General features: G+C 55.0%; 2 protein-coding genes. One reads left to right on the top strand and one right to left on the bottom strand.

Features of this window, described 5'->3' with window-relative positions; genetic code table 11:
* Positions 1 to 101: 101 nt before the first annotated feature.
* On the bottom strand, positions 102 to 1580 hold the full coding sequence (locus BDE01S_RS09405) for an aldehyde dehydrogenase family protein (RefSeq protein WP_066080715.1): 1479 nt from the start codon (positions 1578 to 1580) through the stop codon (positions 102 to 104).
* A 427-nt stretch (positions 1581 to 2007) separates the two neighbouring features.
* On the opposite strand from BDE01S_RS09405, the gene adhP reads away from it, so the two are divergent.
* Positions 2008 to 3048 carry an alcohol dehydrogenase AdhP gene (gene adhP, locus BDE01S_RS09400; protein ID WP_082790460.1) on the top strand — a complete coding sequence of 347 codons (1041 nt, stop codon included), beginning with the start codon at positions 2008 to 2010 and terminating at the stop codon, positions 3046 to 3048.
* Positions 3049 to 3148: the final 100 nt, after the last annotated feature.

Below are 3148 nucleotides of genomic sequence, written 5' to 3'. Positions count from 1 at the left end.
TCTTTCTTATTTGAATCCACTATACATCAAAAGCCGTCTGAAAAAAAAGCCGTCTGAAACGGCGGGCGTTTTCAGACGGCTTTGGCTGTTCCAACATCCAATCAATACAGGCCTTCGCGCTCTTCGCGGGTGCTGATGTAGATGTTTTTCACCTGAGTGTAGGCGGCCAGCATCATTTTGTGGGTTTCGCGGCCGATGCCGGAGGTTTTGTAGCCGCCGAACGGTGCGTGGGCGGGCAGGCGGTTGTAGCAGTTGACCCACACGCGGCCGGTTTCGAGTGCGCGGGATACGCGCAGGCAGCGGTTGATGTCTTTGCTCCAAACTGCGCCGCCCAGGCCGTATTCGCTGTCGTTGGCCATTTTGACGACTTCTTCTTCGGTTTTGAATTTAATCACGGTCGCAACCGGGCCGAAGATTTCTTCTTGGGAAATGCGGCTGTCGTTGCCCGCTTCAATCAGGGTAGGCTCGACGAAAGCGCCGGCTTCCAAGCCGCCTTCGATTTTTTTACCGCCGGTGATGATGCGGCAGCCTTCCTGTTCGCCGATTTTGACGTATTTCAAAATGGTTTCCAGCTGGCCGGCGTTGACTTGCGAACCCATTTGGGTATCGTCTTCCCACGGCAGGCCGACTTTGATTTTTTTGAACTCTTCCGCCAGCGCGGCGACGAATTTGTCGTAAATGCCTTCCTGTACGAAAATGCGTGAGCCGGCGCAGCACACTTGGCCTTGGTTGAACAAAATGCCTTTTTGCGCGCCTTCGAGGGCTTTGTCAAACGGCATATCGTCAAAGAAGATGTTGGCGGACTTGCCGCCCAGCTCCAGCGTGGACGGAATCAGCATTTCGGCGGCGGCGATGCCGATGCGGCGGCCGATTTCGGTGGAGCCGGTAAACGCCAGCTTGTTGAAGCCTTTGTGGTGCAGCATGTATTCGCCGGATTTCGAACCTTTGCCGGTGATAATGTTCAACACGCCTTTAGGCAGCAGGTGGTTGATTTTTTGGGCAAACGAAAGCAGGCTCAGCGAGGTGCTGGAAGAGGGGTGGATGACGATGGTGCAGCCCGCAGCCAGCGCGGGTGCGATTTTCCAGGCGGCCATCAGGAAGGGGAAGTTCCACGGGATAATCTGGCCGACCACGCCGATGGGTTCGCGCAAAACCAGCGACAAATCTTCTTCGTCCAGCTGGGTGGCCGTGCCTTCTTCGCCGCGAATCACGCCGGCAAAGTAGCGGAAATGGTCGGAAGCCAGCGGGATGTCGGCGGCGCGGGTTTCGCGGATGGGCTTGCCGTTGTCCAGCGTTTCCTGCAGGGCGAACAGTTCGGCGTTTTCATCAATGATGTCGGCGATTTGGTTCAGAATCGCCGCGCGTTCGGTAACGGTGGTTTTTTTCCAAGTTTCAAACGCTGCCTGCGCGGCGGCAACGGCCGCATCCACATCCGCATTGCTGGCATCGACAAACTTCGCCAGCTCTGCACCGTTGGCAGGGTTGTAAGAAGAAAGCATCACGCCTTCCGAGCCTTTCGTCCACTCGCCGTTAATCAACAAGCCGTATTCTTTGTCAAACACATTCAGATTTTTTGCCATGATGCTTCTCCTTGTCAGTGGGTGGGCGGTCATCGACCTGGTTGGCGCATACGTCCGAACGCAAACGCTTGAAAAAAGCATAGTCGGTTTTTCTTTTTAATTCAAGCAGGTGTGTTTGCAAAAATGTGTCAGGCGGGGAAATGTAGTTTTATAAAAAACGGCAAAGCGCGGCAGGCAAAGATTTGGGCGGTAATAAGCGCACTTTCAGACGGCCTGATTTATTTTTCGGCAAACTGTATGTAAGTAAATCACTTACATAAACCGATATTGATTTAACACAAATTACCTTTTTCTTCAAAAGGATAACTGTTGACAGCGGGCGCTCGCGGGGCTTATGCTGGATACAGCAGACGAGGCCAAACCCGCCGCCCGCTGCGGCGGTTCGCTGCTTTATTCTTTTCCCAACAGCAAACTCAGGAGGTAAACCATGAAAATGCGTGCAGTGGTTGTCAATCAAGCAGTTGAAGGCGATGTGGAAGTAGTAGAGCGCGACATCCGCGGCTTGGAATACGGAGAAGCGCTGGTCGAAGTAGAATATTGCGGCGTGTGCCATACCGATTTGCACGTTGCCGCCGGCGATTACGGCGAAAAACCCGGCCGTGTGCTGGGTCATGAAGGCATCGGCTTGGTGAAAGAAGTGGCCGACGGCGTGAAAAACCTGAAAGTCGGCGACCGCGTGAGCATCGCTTGGCTGTTTCAAAGCTGCGGCTCGTGCGAATACTGTAATACCGGGCGCGAAACCCTGTGCCGCAGCGTATTGAACGCCGGCTATACCGCAGACGGCGGCATGGCGACGCACTGTATCGTGGCTGCCGATTATGCCGTGAAAGTGCCGGAAGGCCTGGATCCGGCGCAGGCTTCGAGCATTACCTGCGCGGGCGTCACCACCTATAAAGGCGTGAAAGTATCCGGCGTGCGCCCCGGCCAATGGATTGCCGTATATGGCGCGGGCGGCTTGGGCAACTTGGGCGTGCAGTATGCGAAAAAAGTATTCGGCGCGCACGTGATTGCCATCGACATCAATGACGACAAATTGGCCTTTGCCAAAGAAGTCGGCGCGGATATCATCATCAATGCCGCCAAAGAAGATGCCGCCAAAGTCATTCAGGAAAAAACCGGCGGCGCGCACGCGGCGATTGTGACCGCCGTATCGAAAGCAGCCTTCAACTCCGCCGTGGACTGCGTACGCGCAGGCGGTCGCGTAGTCGCCATCGGCCTGCCGCCCGAGTCTATGGATTTGTCGATTCCGCGCATCGTGCTGGACGGCATCGAAGTGGTCGGCTCGCTGGTGGGTACGCGCAAAGATTTGGAAGAAGCCTTCCAATTCGGCGCCGAAGGTCTGGTGGTGCCGCTGGTGCAGAAACGCCCGATTGAAGACGCACCGGCCATCTTCCAGGAAATGCGCGACGGTAAAATCACCGGCCGCATGGTGATTGATATGAAATGCGGCTGCGGCCACGAGCATTAATCTTTAGATTTAACGGTAAAAGCCGTCTGAATTTTCAGACGGCTTTTTGGTTGTGTGGCGGGAATGACGGCCATAAAGGTTTCTGTTTTTTAGGACTTTC

Source organism: Bergeriella denitrificans NBRC 102155, from assembly GCF_001592185.1.
GTDB lineage: Bacteria > Pseudomonadota > Gammaproteobacteria > Burkholderiales > Neisseriaceae > Neisseria > Neisseria denitrificans.
The sequence above is the reverse complement of the archived record's forward strand: the minus strand, read 5'-3'. Positions and strand labels throughout refer to the sequence as shown.

Bases quoted from the DNA above. Each gene is read 5' to 3' on its own strand.
- BDE01S_RS09405 (WP_066080715.1), bottom strand. From the start codon at position 1,580: ATGGCAAAAAATCTGAATGTGTTTGACAAAGAATACGGCTTGTTGATT.
- adhP (WP_082790460.1), top strand. From the start codon at position 2,008: ATGAAAATGCGTGCAGTGGTTGTCAATCAAGCAGTTGAAGGCGATGTG.